Origin of the sequence: Pseudomonas sp. FEN (assembly GCF_904067045.1) — a bacterium.
Classification (GTDB): domain Bacteria; phylum Pseudomonadota; class Gammaproteobacteria; order Pseudomonadales; family Pseudomonadaceae; genus Aquipseudomonas.
On record NZ_CAJFDC010000010.1, the window covers coordinates 198,934 to 217,971 of the forward strand.

Annotated in this window: 12 protein-coding genes; 3 read left to right on the forward strand and 9 right to left on the reverse strand. The window is 63.2% G+C overall.

The features are described 5' to 3' along the window. Positions 1-83 precede the first annotated feature (83 nt). The gene (locus PFEN_RS09635; RefSeq protein WP_191486610.1) at positions 84-956 is read left to right on the forward strand and encodes a LysR family transcriptional regulator; all 873 of its coding nucleotides are present in this window, start codon (positions 84-86) and stop codon (positions 954-956) included. Between the two features lie 123 nt (positions 957-1,079). On the opposite strand, the gene PFEN_RS09640 is transcribed toward PFEN_RS09635, so the two are convergent. Further along, positions 1,080-2,480, reverse strand: a complete 1,401-nt coding sequence (locus tag PFEN_RS09640; protein WP_191486611.1) for a VOC family protein — start codon at positions 2,478-2,480, stop codon at positions 1,080-1,082. Positions 2,481-2,736: 256 nt separating this feature from the next. Between PFEN_RS09640 and PFEN_RS09645 the strand changes: the two genes are divergently transcribed. Then, positions 2,737-3,636, forward strand: a complete 900-nt coding sequence (locus PFEN_RS09645; RefSeq protein WP_191486612.1) for a LysR family transcriptional regulator — start codon at positions 2,737-2,739, stop codon at positions 3,634-3,636. Positions 3,637-3,666: 30 nt separating this feature from the next. Here the strand turns inward: PFEN_RS09645 and PFEN_RS09650 are convergent, their stop codons facing one another. From PFEN_RS09650 to PFEN_RS09660, 3 genes are all read right to left on the reverse strand, one after another. Next, the gene (locus PFEN_RS09650; RefSeq protein WP_191486613.1) at positions 3,667-4,818 is read right to left on the reverse strand and encodes an MFS transporter; all 1,152 of its coding nucleotides are present in this window, start codon (positions 4,816-4,818) and stop codon (positions 3,667-3,669) included. A 13-nt stretch (positions 4,819-4,831) separates the two neighbouring features. Next, the gene (locus PFEN_RS09655; RefSeq protein WP_191486614.1) at positions 4,832-5,983 is read right to left on the reverse strand and encodes a M14-type cytosolic carboxypeptidase; all 1,152 of its coding nucleotides are present in this window, start codon (positions 5,981-5,983) and stop codon (positions 4,832-4,834) included. Between the two features lie 327 nt (positions 5,984-6,310). Then, complete coding sequence (locus PFEN_RS09660; RefSeq protein WP_191486615.1) at positions 6,311-6,670, reverse strand: DUF6124 family protein; 360 nt, start codon at positions 6,668-6,670, stop codon at positions 6,311-6,313. A 129-nt stretch (positions 6,671-6,799) separates the two neighbouring features. Between PFEN_RS09660 and PFEN_RS09665 the strand changes: the two genes are divergently transcribed. After that, entirely contained in the window at positions 6,800-7,450 is a 651-nt protein-coding gene (locus tag PFEN_RS09665; RefSeq protein ID WP_191486616.1) for a LexA family protein, read from the forward strand. 246 nt (positions 7,451-7,696) lie between these two features. On the opposite strand, the gene PFEN_RS09670 is transcribed toward PFEN_RS09665, so the two are convergent. From PFEN_RS09670 to PFEN_RS09690, 5 genes are all read right to left on the reverse strand, one after another. Next, entirely contained in the window at positions 7,697-9,643 is a 1,947-nt protein-coding gene (locus tag PFEN_RS09670; protein WP_191486617.1) for an acetyl/propionyl/methylcrotonyl-CoA carboxylase subunit alpha, read from the reverse strand. Beyond that, positions 9,643-10,458: a gamma-carboxygeranoyl-CoA hydratase gene (locus PFEN_RS09675; RefSeq protein ID WP_191486618.1), complete on the reverse strand. Its 816-nt coding sequence runs from the start codon at positions 10,456-10,458 to the stop codon at positions 9,643-9,645. Before PFEN_RS09675 ends, PFEN_RS09670 begins: the two co-directional genes overlap by 1 nt. A gap of 122 nt (positions 10,459-10,580) precedes the next feature. Continuing rightward, positions 10,581-12,188 (reverse strand): carboxyl transferase domain-containing protein, encoded by a 1,608-nt coding sequence (locus PFEN_RS09680; protein WP_191486619.1) that lies wholly within the window; start codon positions 12,186-12,188, stop codon positions 10,581-10,583. Positions 12,189-12,199: 11 nt separating this feature from the next. Continuing rightward, a complete protein-coding gene (locus tag PFEN_RS09685) occupies positions 12,200-13,363 on the reverse strand; it encodes an isovaleryl-CoA dehydrogenase (RefSeq protein WP_191486620.1) in 1,164 nt (387 codons plus the stop codon). Positions 13,364-13,463: 100 nt separating this feature from the next. Continuing rightward, on the reverse strand, positions 13,464-18,458 hold the full coding sequence (locus PFEN_RS09690) for a dermonecrotic toxin domain-containing protein (RefSeq protein ID WP_191486621.1): 4,995 nt from the start codon (positions 18,456-18,458) through the stop codon (positions 13,464-13,466). Positions 18,459-19,038: the final 580 nt, after the last annotated feature.

Genomic DNA, 19,038 nt, shown 5'->3' on the forward strand with positions numbered 1-19,038 from the left:
GATTCGCAAAGGCCTTAATCTGCGGTTTTATATGACCATTGAAAAGCGCTTGTTCGTGGTGTTGAACAACGTAAAATCCGTGGATGGACACTCGATTTCTCGAAACCTTCCTGGCGGTGATCGACTGCGGTTCCATCGCCGCGGCGGCGCGCCAGCTGGATCTGGCGCCGACCACCGTGGCCCAGCAGATCAAGGCCCTGGAGAAACAGCTCGGCAATGCCTTGCTCAGGCGCAGCGGGCATACCGTGCAGCCGACTCCCGCGGCCCATCGGATCGCCGAGCGGGCCCGGCTGATTGTCCGCGAAGCCCGCGACCTGTGCGCCAGCGCCTCCAGTGGTGTGCTGCCGGTCGGGCCCTTGCGGTTGGGGGCGACCCAATATGCCTTGATGCGCTTGCTGCCGCCGGCGCTGCATGAGTGGCGTCGCTGTTACCCCGAGGTCGAGATCTATATCGAGCCCGGCAACTCCCAGGAACTGATGGAACAGGTGGTGGGTGGCGACCTGGATGCGGCGTTGATCGTGCATCCGTTGTTCGCCTTGCCCAAGAGTTGCGAGTGGATCGCGCTGGTGGAGGAACCGCTGGTGCTGATCACCCCGTTGACGCTGCAGGTCGACGATGTGCTGGCGACTATCGCCCGGGAACCCTTTATCCGCTTCAGTCGCAAAGTGGTCGGCGGCAAGCTGGTGGAGAGCTATCTGCAAGGTCACGGTCTCAAGCCCAAGGCCCAGTTCGAGCTGGACGGCATCGACATCATCGTCAAGTTCGTTGCCGAAGGACTGGGGGTGGCGTTGGTGCCGGACCGACCAGCGGCCAATCATGAGGCGCAAGGCGTGCGCCGCTGGGAGATCCCGGGGCCCAGGCTGTTCCGCACCCTGGGCATCGTCTGGCAACGCGCATCGGTAAGGGCGCCGTTGGTGCTGGCGCTGAATGAGTTGATGGCGCGGCAGGCGACCTGACCCGCCAGGCCTGGACACGCTCCTTGAGCCAGCTTGCTGGCGACAGCGACTTTTCAGGCGACATCAATATTGGCTACTCGATCGCATCGCCAGCCAGCCGGCTCCTACCAAGTCATAGCGCGTTCAGACCAATGGCGCAATATTCAACCGGGTCGAACACGTCAGCAGCGAGCGTCGCTGCGTCGCGGCATACAACTGCAATTCATCGATGGTTTCACGCCCCAGCGCCTGATGGAACTGCTCCCGGTTGGCGTTGCCGATGTAATGCGCTTGCGCGTCATCCCCCAGGTTCGACTGGAAGATCCCCGCCGCGCTCACCGGCAGGAAGTCCTCGTACACCAGCGGCTCGAAACTGACCTGGCCGGCTTCGATCAGGGCTTCCAGCTCACGCAGCGGCAATTCGCTGCTGCGCGCCGCAATGCCTTTTTCGGTCGGGAAGTAGCGGAAGTACGCCAGGCCCTGCTTGCGCATTTCGCTGTAGCTGTCGGGAAAGGCCTTGAACGTATTTTCCATTATCTCGTTATAGCGCGCGGCATTGGCCTCGCTGGGAAAGTCGCCGAGCTCCTCGCGGGCGGCGTTCAGCAAACGGTCGTACAGCGCGCGCCCCTTGGGCGTCAGCGCGGCGCCACGTTGCTCGATTTCGCCGAACCGGGCCGAGTGGCTGCCGACTTCAGTAGCACCCTGACCGACAAAGGTGATGGCTTCCTCCAGCGCCTTGAAGCTGGTCTGACGCAGCAGGATCGGGCACTCGCGGCGGGGCGGACCTTCGATGACCGCCTTGGGGGTGATGCCCTTGCCCGGCATGGCGGCTTGTACGGCATCGATGTCCAGGGTACGCGGGGTCAGGTGGTTGATATGTGGCCCCTTGAACGCCACCACATCGGCGATCAGGCGGTGCTGGGCGTTGAGCTTTTTGTACTCGTCCAGCGAAACCGTGGCGCTGTTGTGCCAGCGAAAGGTCTCCAGCGCCTGCTCGACGAACTCGCCGGCATCGGCGCGGTCGAGGCCGCCATTCATTTCGGCTTTTTCGATCAGCTCGATGGTGCGCGGAGTGAAAATTTTCCGCCGGCTCAAGATCCATTCGGCGAATTCGCGCAAACCTGCTTCCTCGATCAGCTCCAGGCGCAGCAGCGAGGTGAAGACGCGGAACGGGCTGACCTGCAAGGCCGTTTCATGCACGGCACGAAAGGCCGTGGAGTGGACCGGGACGCCGGCTGGCGTCAGGTCGTAATAACCCACCGGCGCCATGCCCATCACCGCGAACAGCCGGCACAGGGTCGCCAGCTCCGCCGCCGTGCCGACGCGAATGGCGCCGTGGCGCTCCATGTCCAGGCGCTGGAGCTCGCCGGTTTGCCTGAGACTGTCGGCCACTTGGGCGTTGTGGCTCAGCACCTGCTCGTTGATCTGCGCGACCAACGCCATCAGCGCACCGTAGAGCGGCACTTCGGCCTTGTACATCTGCGACATGGCACGGGAAAAGTTCGCGCGGATTTCGTCAGGGGGGGCGAAGGCAACGGTGCTCATCGGGGGGTTCTCCGCAAAATCGGGATGACTGGACTTGGGCTGGATTCTGCGGCTGCCCGGCTATGGGTTCAAACGAATTAAGGTCCAGGCATCATTCCAAAAAGGACTGAACTGTGCACCCAGCTCCTTGCGGGCATCCAGGATCTCGGCTTTGCCTGCGCGCCAGATCTGGTGTGCCGCTTGGAGAGCGTGGCCAGTGACAGGAGGATTTGATGTATTAATCTAGTTGCTTGCATTTTCAGGTGGTACAAACGGGATGAATATCAATAATACCGACCTCAACCTGCTCAAAGTGTTCGAGGCCTTGCATGACGAGGGCAGCGCCAGTCGCGCGGCCTTGCAGCTCGGGTTGACCCAATCGGCCGTCAGCGCCGCCTTGAATCGCCTGCGGGCGATGTATGCCGATCAACTCTTCGTCCGTACCGGCAGGGGCTTGTCACCGACCCTGATCGCCAATCAGCTCAAGCCGGTGATCTCCGACGCCCTGAACAAATGTCGGCAGAGTTTTTCGCTGGTCCAGCCGACCCTGGCCAGCTATGAAGGACGTTCGGTGACCCTCGGCCTGTCCGACGACTTCGAGATTTCCCTGGGCCGGACGCTGATTGAAACCGTGGCGCAACGGGCGAAAAACCTGCGGCTGATCTTTCGGCAAACCCATAGCCAGATTGCGGTCAATGCCTTGATGGAGCGCCAATTCGATTTGACCATTACCGCCGGCGGCGTATCGAATCGCTTGCTGGGTCGACATCTGCTCGGGGAGGGGGGGTATGCCTGCCTAGTGGATCGCGGCAGTCTCGGCGCCAGCGCGCTACTCGATCTGGATGACTACGTCGCCCGCGAGCACATCCTGATCTCCTCGGGTGGCTTTATCGGCATTGTCGATGAGGCGCTGGCCGCCAGGCGGTTGAGCCGGAGGGTCGCCAGCGCGACGACGCATTTCGCGACCTTGCCGTTCTTGCTGAAGGGGACCGCCGCGGTCGCGACCTTGCCTACCCATGCCGCCCGGGCGATCGCCCAATTGTGCGATATCCAGATGCTGCCTTGCCCCATTGACCTGCCGCACTATCCCATCGAGCTGGGCTGGCGCACTCATGCGCAGACGGATGGGGCGGTGCTTCTGGTCAGGCAGGCCATTATCGACAGCTTCGCGCCTTAGAAGCGCGACACGGACGGGCGCGCGGGGCTTTCAGACCCGCAGAATCCTTCCGCCGACCGCCACGCCGAGCAACATCCCGGCGATCACCATAAAGGCCAGGCTCAACGAACTGGCATGGGCGATGAAGCCGATCGCCGCCGGCCCGGCCAGAATCCCCGCATAACCCAGGGTGGTAATCGCCGGTACGGCGATGCTTTCCGGCATGACCTTCTGCTTGCCCACGGCGGTGTACAGCACCGGTACGATATTCGAGCAACCGACGCCCACCAGCGCATAACCGATCAGGGCTGCCTCCCAGGCCGGCGCGAGCGTGGCCAGGGCCAAGCCGGCCGCGGCGATGAGCCCGCCGAACACGATCACGCGTTGTGCCCCCAGACGTCGCACGATAGCGTCGCCGGTCAGTCGCCCGAGCGTCATGGTCAGGGCGAAGGCCGCATAGCCGAGGCCCGCATAGGCATCCGCGACCTGGCGCTCGGCGCTGAGAAATACCGCGCTCCAGTCGAGCATCGCGCCTTCGGCGAGGAACACCACGAAACACAACAAGCCGATAAACAGCACCACGCCATGGGGCACGGCGAAGGGCGGCCCCGAGCTTTCGCTGCCATAGGGCAGCAGGTGCGGTGCGGCCTTGAACAACGCCAGCAGCAGAAACACGATCACCACCGCAATCGCCCCCAGCGGCGACAGCCCCAGGCCCAGCAACGCACTGACCCCGGCGGCCCCGGCGATCCCGCCGAGGCTGAACAGCCCGTGAAAGCCGGACATCATGGTCTTGCCGCTGGCGCGTTCGACGATCACCGCTTGCAGGTTGACGGTGGAGTCCACCGAACCGAGTCCGGCGCCGAACAGGAACAGGCTGGCCACCAGCCAGGGCAGCGAGCTGACCGTGGCCAGCAGCGGCAGCGCGATGCAGATCAGCAAGGTGCCGATGGTCAGCACCCGCCGGCAGCCGAAACGCGAGGCGAGGGCGCCGGCCACTGGCATGGCGATGATCGAGCCGACCCCGAGGCACAACAGCAGCAGGCCCAGGGTGCCTTCATCCAGTCCGGCCCGGGTCTTGGCGTAGGGCACCAGCGGCGCCCAGGCGGCAACGCCGAAACCGGCGATAAAGAAGGCGATGCGGGTCGACATCTGTTCCAGGCGCCCTGGTTTGACCGGGGCATGGAGGGTGAGGGCTGTCATGAACAATCCATTTTCAGCGCAGTTGATCGACGATATCCGCCACACTGCTGAGTACGTCCTTGGCCAACTGTTTCGAGCGCTGGCCGGACCAGCCAGTGCGTGGGTCGGGGGCATCGTCGTTGTCCTTGAAGGGCATCTCCAGGGTCAGCGACAGACAGTCGAAGTGCTGGCCGACACTGTTGCAGGCCAGGGTCATGTTGGCCTGGCCGGGCAGGTCGCGGGTGTAGCCGTGGGTGGTCTGGAAATCCACGGTGAGGGCACTCAGGTGACTGCGAAAGCGGCTTTCCAGCTCGGCGATACGCGGCGTGTAGCCGGGGTTGCCTTCGCAGCCGGCGGTGAACACGTAGGGGATTTCCTCATCGCCGTGGATATCCAGGAACAGATCGACGCCATACTTGGCCATCTGCTGCTGGACGAACAGGACTTCGGGGCTGATTTCCTGGCTGGCGTTTTGCCAGGCGCGGTTGAGGTCCTGGCCCATGGCGTTGGTGCGCAGATGCCCGTGGAAGGCGCCGTCCGGGTTCATATTGGGCACCAGGTACAGGTCGGCGCGGGCCAGCAGGTCCCGCAGCTCGGCATCGTTCTGCTGCTGCAGGCGCTCGATCAGACCTTCCATGAACCATTCGGCCATGTGCTCGCCCGGATGCTGCTGGGCGATGATCCAGACCTTGCGCCGGCCTTCGGCACCGTTGCCTTTGCGCAACAGCTGGATGTCACGGCCTTCGGCACTTTTGCCGACCGCCAGCAACTCGCTGCCGGCGTGCGTCAGGGCCTGTTCGATCAACCAGTCATGGCGCTCGCGGCTGTAGGGTTCGAAGTAGGCGAACCAGACTTGTGCTTGTTCGGCCGCGAGACTGATGTGCAGGCTCTCGCCGTCGAAACGGGTGTCGACGCGAAACCAGCTCTGGTGATCGTACGAGGCGACGGCGCGATAGCCGGTCCAGGCCTTGTTGTAGGAAGACTGACTGGCATTGCTCAATTCAAAGGCATAGGTCTCGCCCGGTAGCAGGCCTTCGACCTTGAAATGAAACCACTGGAAATGCTGGCTGCGGGTATCCGGTTCCATGGCCAGGAGCAGGTGGCGCGGGTTGCTGGCGTCCAGCGCCTGGATATTGCCGCTGTCGAAGTCGCTGCTGATTTTGAGGGAAGGTAGAGCCACGGACATCGTCTGAGTACCTGAGGAAGCTTTTTGTGGTTGCTACTGTACACCCCGTTGGGGCATTCGCCGAGGCATGAGGTCGTGGCTGCGCCAGCCAAATCGGACGCAAAAAAAGACCCGGCAAAAAGCCGGGTCAAAAACCGTGATTAGCCTGATGAGGAGATAATCCAGGAGTCCGACCTAAGGTCTCCAGGTTATCGACCGATCTCGCGATCAGTTGACTGCAATAATAATCATTATCATTTGAAGGTCAAGTCTTTCTTGTCGAATGGCATTTTCCGACGGCCTCTCTGGATCCGCTCGCCCCTTGGCGAGTAGCCGGGCCGGGCATGCTCACACCGCACCGGCCTGTACCTGCACGGCGCGGTCTACCAGGGCCTTGGCCATGTCGATCATGTACACCACCGAAAACCCCAGGTCGCGGTTCGAACCGTTCGCCGCTTCGTATGCCGCCGCCGCCGCGCAGCGCAGCAGGTCCGAGGCATGGATCATGGCCTCCTCGACGTCCAGGTCATCGCGCACGGCAAACAGCTTCTGCTGGAGGGGGTCGGTGGAATTCGCCGTGCAGGCGGCTGTTGAAATGGATGGTTTCAAATAATAGTCGAGTGCGCGTTGGGCGGCGGCGCGATCCTTGAGGGACGCGAACGGGTTTTTCGAGTCGGGTCGAGGGCTTTCTGTCGTGATGGAAGTCATGAAGGGCCTGCCTTTCAGAGGATGTTCAAGTCAGTTCCCGCAGATTAGTACTATTGGTACTGTGATGCTTGTCACAAACAATACATTTTGTGTATTGAGTGGTGAAGTACCGCCCGTATTGTTCTGTCCATGGATAAATGGATAGCGTTGGTGAAAGCCAAGCTCGAAGAGCTCGGTCTTTCGCAGGAAAAACTTGGCGAACGCCTGGATATCACCCAGGGCGGCGTCGGTCATTGGCTGAACAAAAGGCGCAAGCCCGACCTTGCGATGATGAACAAGGTCCTCCAGGCGCTGGGCCTCGCGCATCTGGAGGTGGTGCTGGTGATTCGCGACCGCGCGGTGGCGGCCCAGGCCCCCGAGGAGCAGGACGAGCAGGTCTACGACATTACCTCGGCGTTTCGCTACCCGGTCAGTGACTGGCGTTCGGTCGCTCCCGTGCAGGACTCGGCCAAGGGCGAATATGTCGGGCGTTACGAGGTGACCGATCATTACGCCCCGGCGGCGTTCTGGTTACAGGTGATGGGCGATGCGATGACGGCGCCTTCCGGCACCAGCGTGCCCGAGGGCATGATGGTGCTGGTGGATCCGGATCGGGAGGTCGAGGTCGGTAGCCTGGTGATCGCCCGCTTGCACGAGGGCGAGGAGGCGATTTTCCGCCAGTGGATGGAGGAGGGCGGGCAGCCCTACCTCAAGCCGCTGAACCCGACCTGGCCGAAGCTGGCGGTCGATGAGGATTGCTGCGTGATCGGCGTGGTGGTACAGGCAACGGCGAAGTTCTGAAGGCTGACCTACTGTGGGAGCCGGCAAGCCACGCAGTGGGGGGCCACGAGTTTGCAGGCAATCGAATACCCTGTGGGAGCGGAGCTTGCCCGCGAAGAACGATGACGCGGTGTACCTGATGCACCGCGGCGCATTCTTCGCGGGCAAGCTCCGCTCCGACAAAAGCCCTGTTCCCACAAAAGTGAACTGCTTCCACGGAAGTCCTTCTCCCACAGAAGCCCAGCTCCCACACAAACCTGGCCCCAATCAGGATTCCAGTTCCACCAAGGCACTGCCTTCGCTGACCATTTCGCCTTCCTGGCAATACACTGCCTTGATCACCCCCGCCTGCGGTGCGCGAATGCTGTGCTCCATCTTCATCGCCTCCAGCACCACCAACTGGGCCCCGGCCTCGACGCTTTGCCCGACTTCCACCAGTACCCGCACGATGCTGCCGTTCATCGGCGCGCTCAGGCCGCCCTGGTGCCCGTGACCGCTGTCGACGGCGGCAATCGGATCGAAGCGGGTGATCTTCTGGCACTCGCCCCGCCAGTGCAGATAGAGCCCCTCGACAGTGCGAATCAGACGATGCCGACGGCGAATGCCGGCGTGCTCCGTCGACAGGTATTCCCCGTGCAGTTCAAATCGGCTGTCCGCGGCCAGGGTCACGGCCCGGTCCTCGCCCGCGCAGCTCAGGTGCACTACGGTTTCCGCCGGCAGCCCGCTGCGAAAGCCGCTGCCCTGGGCCCAGGGGGAAGCGGGGTCGTCAGCCCGTATGCCGGGAGCCTGGCTCTGGATGAAGGCCTGGGCGGCAGCCTGCCAGAACCCCTCCGTCAGGGCCCCGGCAGCCGGCAGCAGCTCGTCCTGATAACGCGGAATAAAGCCGGTATCCAGCTCGGCCGCGGCAAACGCCGGGTGGGCGACGATCCGCCGGAGGAAGCCGAGGTTGGTTTTCAATCCGCCAATCACGAACTCGTCGAGCATCGCCAGCAAGCGCAGGCGTGCCTGCTCGCGGGTTTCGCCCCAGGCGATCAGCTTGCCCAGCATCGGGTCGTAGAACGGCGAGACACTGTCGCCCTCGGCCACGCCGCTGTCGACCCGGCGTCCCGGTCCCGGGGCGGATTCGCGATAGAGCTCCAGGTGCCCGGTGGCCGGGAGGAAATCATGACTCGGGTCTTCGGCGTACAGGCGCACTTCGATGGCATGGCCCTGCAACGGCACCTGCTCCTGGCTGATCGGCAGCGCTTCACCACGGGCGACGCGAATCTGCCAGGCCACCAGGTCGAGGCCGGTGATGGCCTCGGTGACCGGGTGTTCGACCTGCAGGCGGGTGTTCATTTCCATGAAGAAAAACTCGCCGCGAGCGTCCAGCAGGAACTCCACGGTGCCGGCGCCGACGTAGCCGATGGCCTGGGCCGCGCGTACCGCCGCCTCGCCCATGGCTTGGCGCAGTTGCGGGCTGAGGCCGGGAGCGGGGGCTTCCTCGACGACTTTCTGGTGGCGGCGCTGGATCGAGCAATCGCGTTCGTTGAGGTACAGGCAGTGGCCGTGCTGGTCGGCGAACACCTGGATCTCGACGTGGCGTGGCTTGAGCAGGTATTTCTCCACCAACATCCGCGAATCGCCGAAGGACGATTGCGCTTCGCGCTGGGCCGAGGCCAGGGCTTCGGCCAGTTGGCTGTCCTCCTCGACCACTTTCATGCCCTTGCCGCCACCGCCGGCGGTAGCCTTGAGCAGCACCGGGTAACCGATGAGCTCGGCGGCCTGGCGGAATGTCTCCAGGTCCTGGTTCGCGCCGTGATAGCCGGGCACCAGCGGCACACCGGCGGTTTCCATCAGGGCCTTGGCGGCGGACTTGCTGCCCATGGCGTCGATGGCGCTGGCGGGCGGGCCGAGGAACACCAGTCCGGCGGCCTCGATGGCCCGGGCGAAACCGGCGTTTTCCGAGAGGAAACCATAACCGGGGTGGATCGCCTGGGCACCGCTGGCCTGGGCGGCGGCGATCAGTTTGTCGATTTGCAGGTAGCTCTCGGCGGCCTTGCTGCCACCCAGGTCGACGCGGATATCGGCTTCACGGCTGTGGCGCGCGTCACGGTCGATGGCGCTGTGCACGGCGACGGTGGTCAGGCCCAGGGCCTTGGCGGTGCGCATGACCCGGCAGGCGATTTCACCGCGATTGGCCACCAGGATGGAAGTGATTACAGGGGCGTTCATCAACGGGGCTCCTTGGCGTTCGACTCGGCTTGCCAGCTCGGCGGGCGTTTTTGCAGGAAAGCCCGCAGGCCCTCCTGGCCTTCGGGACTGACCCGGATGCGGGCGATGGCGTTTTCGCAATAGCGCCGCCGTGCCGGGCTGAGTTCGCCGCCGCCGACTTCGCGCAGCAGTTCCTTGCTCACGCGCATCGCTTGCGGGCTGTTGAGCAACAGATTGTCGATCCAGGCCTCGACCTGCCGATCGAGTTCACTGGCCGGGTAGCTTTCGGCCAGCAGACCCAGCTCGCGGGCGCGCACGCCGCTGAAGCGTTCGGCGGTCAAGGCGTAGCGGCGGGCGGCGCGTTCGCCGATGGCCTGGACCACGAACGGGCTGATCACCGCCGGGGCCAGGCCGATGCGCACTTCCGAGAGGCAGAACTGCGCGTCGTCGGCGCCGATGGCCATGTCACAGCAACCGATCAGGCCCAGGGCGCCGCCGTAGGCCGCGCCTTGCACCACGGCCAGGGTCGGGATCTTCAGGCGGGCCAGGTTGTACATCAGCTCGGCCAGTTCGCGGGCGTCGTCGAGGTTGGTGTGGTAGTCCAGCTCGGCCGATTGCTGCATCCAGGCCAGGTCGGCCCCGGCGCTGAAATGCCGGCCACGGGCGCGCAGCAACAGAAAGCGCGGGACGGGGTTGGTCTGGACCTGGTCCAGCGCGACGATCAGTTCGCGGATCATTTCGGCGTTGAAGGCGTTGTTCTTTTCTTCGCGACTGAGCCACAAGGTGGCGAAGCCGCGTGGGTCGGTCTGCAGTTCGAGGGTGTTGAAATCGGTCATGGTCGGGGCTCCGATTGGAGAGGGGCGGCGCTCGGGCGGTCGTCATCGCGAGCCAGCTCGCTCCTACAGGGCGCTCATGGCGCTACTGTGGGAGCGCGCTGGCTCGCGGCAGGGTCTCAAGGTCACATCCGGAACACGCCGAAGCGGCTCGCTTCGATCGGTGCATTGAGGGCGGCCGAGAGCGCCAGGCCGAGTATGTCGCGGGTCTGGGCCGGATCGATCACGCCGTCGTCCCACAACCGGGCGCTGGAGTAATACGGGTGCCCCTGGTGTTCGTACTGGTCGAGGATCGGCTGCTTGATCGCGGCTTCCTGCTCTGCGGAAAAGCTTTCGCCATTGCGCTCGTGTTGCTCGCGCTTGACCTGCACCAGTACCCCGGCCGCCTGTTCGGCGCCCATCACGCCGATCCGCGCGTTCGGCCACATCCACAGGAAGCGCGGATCATAGGCACGCCCGCACATGCCGTAGTTACCGGCGCCGAAGCTGCCGCCGATGATCACGGTGAATTTCGGTACCCTGGCGCAGGCCACGGCGGTGACCAGCTTGGCGCCATGCTTGGCGATTCCGCCGGCCTCGTATTTCTGGCCGACCATGAAGCCGGTGATGTTCTGCAGGAACAGCAGCGGGATGCCGCGCTGGCAGGCCAGTTCGATAAAGTGCGCGCCTTTCTGCGCGGATTCGGCGAAGAGGATGCCGTTGTTCGCCAGGATCGCGATGGGATAACCGTGCAGGTGGGCGAAGCCGCAGACCAGGGTGGTGCCGAACAGTGCCTTGAACTCATCGAGGAGCGAATCGTCCACCAGCCGGGCGATCACTTCGCGCACGTCGAAGGGCTGCTTGGCGTCGGCGGGAATCACCCCATAAAGTTCTTCGGCGGCGAAGCGCGGGGCAATCGGCGTGCGTTGTTGCAGCTCGCCGAGCTTGCGCCAGTTGAGGTTGGCGATGCTGCGCCGGGCCAGGGCCAGGGCGTGCTCGTCGCTCTCGGCATAATGGTCGGCGACGCCGGAGATCTTGCAGTGCACGTCGGCGCCACCCAGGTCTTCGGCACTCACCACTTCACCGGTGGCGGCTTTCACCAGCGGCGGCCCGGCAAGGAAGATGGTTGCTTGCTGGCGGACCATGATCGCTTCGTCGGCCATCGCCGGCACATAGGCCCCGCCCGCCGTGCAGGAGCCCATGACCACGGCGATCTGCGGGATGCCCTGGGCGCTCATGTTGGCCTGGTTGAAGAAGATCCGCCCGAAGTGTTCGCGGTCCGGGAACACTTCATCCTGGCGTGGCAGGTTGGCGCCGCCGGAGTCCACCAGGTAGATGCACGGCAGGCGATTCTGCTGGGCGATGGTCTGCGCGCGCAGGTGTTTTTTCACGGTCAGCGGATAGTAGGAACCGCCTTTGACCGTGGCATCGTTGGCCACGATCATGCATTCGATGCCTTCGACGCGACCGATACCGGCAATCACGCCGGCGGCCGGCACGTCTTCGCCGTAGACTTCATACGCCGCCAGTTGGCTGATCTCCAGGAACGGCGAGCCGGGATCGAGCAGGCGGTTGATCCGTTCGCGCGGCAGCAGTTTGCCCCGCGAGGTGTGCCGTTCCTGGGCTTTCGGCCCGCCGCCTTGCTGGACCTGGGCCAGCAGTGCGCGCAGGGCCACGACCTGTTCGAGCATCGCCGCCTGGTTGCCGGCGAACTCGGCCGAGCGCGGATTGAGTAGCGTGTGCAGGATTGCCATGGGCGCGCGCCTCAGCGGGTTTCGTTGAACAGTTCACGACCGATCAGCATGCGGCGGATCTCGCTGGTGCCGGCGCCGATTTCATACAGCTTGGCGTCGCGCAACAGGCGGCCGGCGGGGAATTCGTTGATATAGCCGTTGCCACCGAGGATCTGGATCGCGTCGAGGGCCATCTGGGTCGCGCGTTCGGCGCTGTAGAGAATCACTCCGGCGGCGTCCTTGCGGGTGGTCTCGCCACGTTCGCAGGCCCGGGCCACCGCATAGAGGTAGGCACGGCTGGCGTTGAGCTGGGTGTACATGTCGGCGACCTTGCCCTGGATCAACTGGAACTCGCCGATGCTCTGGCCGAATTGCTTGCGGTCGTGGATATAGGGCAGCACCAGGTCCATGCAGGCCTGCATGATCCCGGTCGGGCCGCCAGAGAGCACCACGCGCTCGTAATCCAGGCCGCTCATCAGCACTTTCACGCCGCCGCCCAGTACCCCGAGGATGTTCTCTTCCGGCACTTCGACGTCATCGAAGAACAGCTCGCAGGTGTTGGAGCCGCGCATGCCGAGCTTGTCGAACTTGTTGCTGCGACTGAAGCCTTTCCAGTCGCGCTCGACGATAAAGGCCGTAATGCCGTGGGCGCCCTTTTCCAGGTCGGTCTTGGCGTAGATCACATAGGTGTTGGCGTCGGGACCGTTGGTGATCCAGGTTTTGCTGCCGTTGAGCACATAGTGGTCGCCACGCTTGTCGGCGCGCAGTTTCATCGAGACCACATCGGAGCCGGCATTCGGTTCGCTCATGGCCAGGGCGCCAACATGTTCGCCGCTGATCAGCTTGGGCAGATAGTTGGTTTTCTGCGCGTGATTGCCGTTGCGGTTGATCTGGTTGACGCAGAGGTTGGAGTGCGCGCCGTAGGAGAGGGCGACCGAGGCCGAACCACGGCTGATTTCTTCCATCGCCACGACATGGGCCAGGTAGCCGAGGCCGGCACCGCCGTATTCTTCCGGCACGGTGATGCCCAGCAGACCCATGTCGCCCAACTTGCGCCACATGTCGGCGGGGAACAGGTTGTCCACGTCGATTTGCGCGGCCCGTGGCGCCAGCTCCCGGGCGACGAAGTTCCGTACCTGGTCGCGGAGCATGTCGAGGGTTTCACCGAGGGCGAAGTTCAGGGTCGGATAGCTCATGGGGCACCTTTTGTTATGGATTGAGTAAGGCGATGCGCTGAGGGATTGTTCATCTTTACGTTAACGTAAAGGTGATGGCTCCGACTGTCAATCGGACATTTCAGCTTGCCAGCCCGTGCTCTTGTAACGTTTCTTCGGTCAGGCGTTCCATCTCGTCGCTGTATTCGCGTCCGATGGATTCGTAGAGGGCCTGGTACTCGGCGTCCGTCATGACCCGCGCAAACACCTCCTGTTCGGACTTGCCCAGTACGCCGGCCGCCGCTTTCATCGCCGTTTGCAGCGAGCTTTTTTCATCCTTCGACAGGGTAGCGTCGTTGAACCAGCGCTCCTGGGCCGCTTGCAGGTCCAGCAGGGCGTCGCTCTTGTTGTCGCGTTGCCACTTTTTCTCGCTGAGCTCCTGCAGGTACTGGATCTCCAGGTATTCCTTCCAGAACGCTTGCTTGACGATTTGCCTGACCCCATCCAGCGGCTCTCGCTCTTGTTCGAGAATCGCCTGGTATGCCGCATCCACCAGGGCCTGATCGATGCCGGCAATCCTGCCGTAATGCATCTTCGAGGCCTGCCAGGGCAGTTCCAGGCGCTGCGCCAGGCCGACGCGATAGGCCAGGTAGACTTCCGCTTCATCGGGATGCCGACCCTCGGCCCGGCGCTTGCCGATCTGTGCCCGGGCCTGCGCGTTGACGCGATCCAGGCGCGATTTGCCCCGGGCCAAGTGTAGTAGTTTGGCTTCAATTTGCCGGGCGTCCGGTTCGGCATAGGCTTCATGCAGCAATACATCGAAGCCCATGTCGCTGAACGCCACGGCGATGCCGTCGGCGCAGGCGTCCGCTTGCGGCGCATTGGCCTTGGCGAAGAGGGTCTCGCGCAGCCCGCTGTCCTTGACCGCGGCGCCGACCATGCGCCGGACTTTGTCGAGGAGCTGCGGGCGAGTGGCGTTGTCCGCGTAGTCGGCCGATTCTTTCAAGTCGCCGATCACCCGGAAAAAGGCTTCGGACTGATCAACCGGCAGCTCGCCGGCCAAGCGCATCCAGTTGTCGCGAAAGGCCTCCTGGGCCTTGCTGTCGAGCCCTTGCAGCCAGGCCCTTTCATCCCGTGACACCGGCTCCCGGGAGCCCGTCGGACTATGCGCCGGTTCATCGCTGCTGCTCAGGTAGTCATCCATATCCGAGTCGGAGGGCAGATCCAACCCCAGGTCGATTCGGGTTTCCGTATGGTAGTCCACGACGTCGCTCAGATAGTCGTCCTCGATCGGGTTGCCATAGAGATTGATGGTCCTGGCGATCCGTTGCCCCTCTTCGCTGGTATCCAGGAGCGCATCCGGGATCGTGGTCAGATGATTCGAACGCAGGTCCAGCCGGGTCAGCGCGGGCAGCCGTTGGTAGCCGGTCGGCCAACGGGTGAGCCCGGTATTGCCCAGGTCGATACGGATCAGCTCGAGCATCCCGGCGAGATCCGGCGACCGGCCCAGGCTTGGATTGTTGGCCAGGCTCAGTTCCTTCAGGCGTGTCAGTCGGGACAGCAGGGCGGCTGTTTCCATGCTCAGGACGATGCGGTTGCCGCTCAGGTTGAGATGGGTCAGTCCGGACATCGAGCCCAGCGCCGGTGGAATCTCGCTCAGGGTGCCGCCACTGATATACAGGCGGTTCAATTGAGGAAAACCCTCGAGAAAACTGTTGAGTCCGATGCTGATGTCCGAATGGGCCAGGCTAAAGAGCAATTCGCTCACATGGCTGAAGTCGGCTGAAAGGGTTGGCAGCCGGGCTGTCCGATCGTAAAGGACAAAGTTCAGCCGATAGCCCTGCTGGGCCGCGCGTTGGGACGGCTCCCTGCGCCAGCAGTCCTTGATCGTCCGCGCGATATGGCTTCTGACGGACACCGCCTCCTGGGGAAACAACGGCGCATCGACCCAGGCGTCGAGTTCCGCGCACAAGGTGCCGTATTCGTTTTCCAGCTGTTCGAGGCGCCGCACGGCCGCGCCTTCGTTCAGGCCCCGCAGTCCGAGGAACGCCTCCACCTCTCGCCAGGCATGGGCGGGGTACAGCCGTCGCGCCAGTTCGGTGAATGCCGAGGAGCGAGTGTCCAGGAATCTGCCGGGCATGCCTTGTCCACCCAGCGGATAGCCGATCCGTCCGTCGGCCAGGCGCATCGGTGGTTTGTAGCCGGGCTTGATGGGGGGCAGGCCAAGGAGTTTTTCCAGCTCATCACGGGCCGGTAGTGGCTGCTCCAGCAGCGTGCGCTTCAGACGGGCCGCCTCGTGGGGCGCGGGAAATCCCAGGGCCTTGCGCTCGACATCGGGCAGGGCGTGCAGGACGCTGCTGTACAGGTCATCGGGGCCGTGCAGCTCCTGGCCGAGGGCGTCGTGGGCTTCGTATCGCCCGGCCTTTTTTACCAGTACCTTGCGAATCCTGGCCTGGTCCGCACCGAGACTGTCGAGCAAGGGGCCGTCGAAGGAAAGCTCGCGTACTTCCAGGCGAACCTGCTTCGACCAGCCCGGCAGCTTCGTGAGCAGGTGCAGGATCAGCTTGTCGGTGTCGGGGTTGTGCGGCGCTTCGAGGTAAAGTCCCTCTTGGGCCCGTGCCAGGCGCAGGTTGCGGCTGTAATGCCGGGCTTCTTCGGCCAGTCGCAACGGTACGCGCCGCTTGTCGAGCAGGAGCCGGCGCTCGATCGGGCTGGCGTGGCGGATCAACTCCTCGGCAATCGGCGTCGCCAGGCTTGGAAAGTCCCGCTGGATCACGGCAACGCCAGGCTCGTTGGACTGGGTCCGATAGCGATAGTGCGAATTGAACAATGCCTCCCGATGATTGACGGCTTGCGCCGCGAGTTTGCGCCTGAGGGCCACGGTACGGGCCTCCAGGCTGATGGGCCCGGCCCCGAAATCCTCGCCCAGCAAGTTGCGGATTTCCGCTTCATCGAGGCTTTCCAGGACTTTGCGCAGTAGCTGGTTGGCGTCGAGCCCCGGCCATTTGAGTTCGATGCGCCGCAACGATTGCGTCTGGCCGGCGGGGTACTCTTTCAGCGGGACAGCGTACCGGTCCAGCAGCCGCAATACCTTCGCTTGCGGCCAGACCGGCTCGCTGGTCAGTAATTGCATTTCCATGTGCAGTTCGTCCAGCGAGCGGTTGGCCGCGCCACCGTTTTGCAGGCGCTGCACCAGGCGCTTGAGGTCCTGGTCGAGCTTGAAGCGGGTCAGGCTGTCTTCCAGCAAGGCCGGGAGCCGCTGCTGATCGGCGAGCAGCCGGCGCAGGACGTGGTCGTCGATCCGGCTCAGCGCCATGACCTGCTTCGCGCTGGCCGGATCCAGGCTGGCGGCATCCGGCCCCAGCCGTGAAAACAGCCGCGGTTGTTGCCACTGCCAGGGCTGTTCGAACTCGTGGAGCCAGGCGCCCTTGCCATTGTGCTGGACCAGTGGCGTGTAGGCGTCAGGGTTATTCGGGTGTTGCAGGTGAAAGCGCTTGGCGGTTGCCCCGGGGCTGATCTGGTAATGGCGGCCGTCGAGGCCCAGGTAGGTCTTGCCCTGATGATGGTAGACCCCCGTGGCGTCGGGCTGTAGTTCCGGGGTATCGGGCAACCTGTGCTCATAAGGCGTCAGGTCGGGTTTCCAGAGCGCCTGTTCACCTTGAGAGGGCTTGACCGGCCTGAGTCCTTCAATGAATGAAGAACCTTCGAAATCCTTGGCCAGCGCGGTTCCCAGCCCCAGTAGTTCAAGGTTCAGCAGCACGCCGATCAACCCGAGTACCGCCTGCCGTTTCTCGTCATGCCCCCATTCTTCGATGCCGTTGTAGATCTGCACGATCAATTGCGCGGCCGCGACCGCGAGCATCGCCTCGCCGAGCCCCGGGACCAGGAACAACAGGTTGAGCGTCCAGTTCAGCAGTGAGTGCAGGCGCGCCGTGCGGGTCTTTTTGTCCTCGTCGTCGGTGGGCACCGCTGTGACGCGGACGTCGTCGAGCTTCTTCACCGTTTGCAGGAGACAGAACTCGTTGAAAGGGTTTTCCCCCAGCGAGGTTTTTTCCAGGCGCAAGTTGGCTTGCGCAGCGGGCTTACGCTGTCCGGTAACAGGGTCAAGGGGGTTCAGGCAATCGTCGAGCGCGTGGAAGAGCGCCGGTTGGCCGCGCAGGTGAACATAGCGCTTGAAGAAGGCTTGATAGGTTTTATCCCGCAGCCGTTGCCTGAGTTCGTCGTGGAAGGCGGTGAAGGATGGGTAGCGCTTGAGGGCCTGCAGTGGATCGCCCGCGAGGTAGGCCACACAGGGAATCTCCCCGGTGTCCGAAGGTGCGCCGTGCTCGATCAGCAAGACCCCCTTGAGCAACGCGCCCCAGGCGCCGCTGTCGGGGTTCGGAAAGTCGAGCAGGGTCAGGTAGCTGCAGCGCACGGGGTGATTGTCCCAGCGCGGGGACTGCTTCGGGTCGAGCAGGCTTTGCAGCATCTGGTAGGCCGACTGATCGAGGTTGCCTTTCAACTGTGCGATCTCGGTCTGTACGGCCAACTCGTCGCGTTCCTGTTGCTCGAAGAGCATGCGATAGATCGGGCTCGGGCGACCCTGATCGGTGGGCAGGAGAAAACGTTCCACATGTTGCTTGTACTGGCCGCCCAGGTCGAGCTGGCGACACAGGGCGGCGAAGTCCGCAGGGGTGATGGGCTTTTTCAGATCGTCGGTGCTTGCGCGCAGGATGGCCGAGCCGCGGTCGAAACCGAATGGGCCGGTCTCGCTGCTTTCGAAGTTCTGCAGGGCGGCTTGCAGCAGGTTTTGCACGATCACGCGCTCCTGGCGCGGTTGGCCGAGGGTGGCCGCCGCCAGGATATGGACGTGCTTGAGTTGGTCGTTATGAATATCCAGGCCCGGTCCATAGCGCTCATCCAGGGCCCGGGTCAGCAGGGGCGCGGCAAAGTCTTTGACGCTTTTGAACCCGCGCAGATGCTGTGCCAGTGCGGTTTTTGAGGTCTGGCTTTGCCTGAGGCAATGGGCGAATACCTGGCGTCGTTCAAGAGATGCATGGGTCAGCCAGGACGGTAGCCGCTTGATGATCAGGCGCTGGTTTCTGCTCGAGCGTGGCGGCGTGGCAGGGGTGACAGAGGGGCGTTGCTCAGTATTCATGAAGATCAACTTTTTCAGTGAACAAGGCATTCAGCTTATGCTCAATGTCTTGACATAAAAGTTGAAAAAGTTGAGTTGAATCAGTGGCTTGGTATCAATAATCCAGTTCTGAAAAATAGCCGGTTATCGCCTGTTGGCGGCCGCTTCATGCTAGCGCAGCCGGCGGTTGTCCGCGGTATTGCGCCAGCGCCCATAAGGGGCTGGACAATCATTCAGGCAGGGGAGGAATCGCGCAAACACGAAGGGGAGCCGAAGCTCCCCTTGAATGTGTTGTTGTATGCTCTTTTTTTATTATTGAGGGCGGTCTGTTGTTGTTTTTGTCAACCGTGACCCTTTACCGCGGTTTTGGTGACCCCCATCCGGGGCCAAAGAGCAAACGTATTTTTTTGAGCGCTGATCTGCCTTATCAGGTGATCCAACCAGTCCGGGAGCTACCTTGAGGTAGTTTTATTGTTCTCTGTCCGGTTGCGGGTGACCCGAGGGTTCCCTGAAAGCACACCTTCTCCAAAAAAATCTGTTAGCTGCGTCTCTGCCGTGTTGTTTTTGTTATCTCAGAGTCGGTACGTCTTATTTTTATGGG